The sequence below is a fragment of the Kitasatospora arboriphila genome (assembly GCF_039528095.1).
Lineage (GTDB): Bacteria > Actinomycetota > Actinomycetes > Streptomycetales > Streptomycetaceae > Kitasatospora > Kitasatospora arboriphila.
In genome coordinates, this window is record NZ_BAAALD010000244.1 from 1 (window position 1) to 442 (window position 442).

Sequence of the window (442 nt, forward strand, 5' to 3'; positions counted from 1 at the left end):
CCCGCATCCACACCGCCAGTTGCCTTCCATTGCAGCGCTCCAGCAGCTGCTGGTACTCCCCATCGGTCACCCGGATACCTAAAAAACGGGTACGCTTAACCGCCATCCTCTCCTCCGATATCCGCAAAATGTGACCGGGCTGAACGCTCAAGCTCTGCCATCTGCTCCCGGCGGTAATCTTCCTCCTGTGCCTGACGCATCAGATTTGCCATCACTGCCGGATGCCAGGATCTTTTTTTTACGACGAGCGGCTTCTTCTTCGGCTTCTGCATTATCCCTCCTTCGCAAACGCCGGACGGCACGGAAAAGTTTTCCGGGTCGCTCCGGCGTTGGACAAGCGCCAGCGCGTCAGTGGTGTTAGCGGGTTTCGGGGCGCAGCCCTGAACCAGTCACAGCGTTTACGCTGTGTATACTGGCTTACTATGTTGGCATGAGAGCACGA

At 57.5% G+C, this 442-nt stretch carries 1 protein-coding gene; it reads right to left on the reverse strand.

Translation table 11 applies throughout. The annotated features are described in order from the left end of the window. Window positions 1-95 precede the first annotated feature (95 nt). Complete coding sequence (locus ABD353_RS39735; RefSeq protein WP_004197757.1) at window positions 96-272, reverse strand: hypothetical protein; 177 nt, start codon at window positions 270-272, stop codon at window positions 96-98. Between the last annotated feature and the right edge of the window lie 170 nt (window positions 273-442).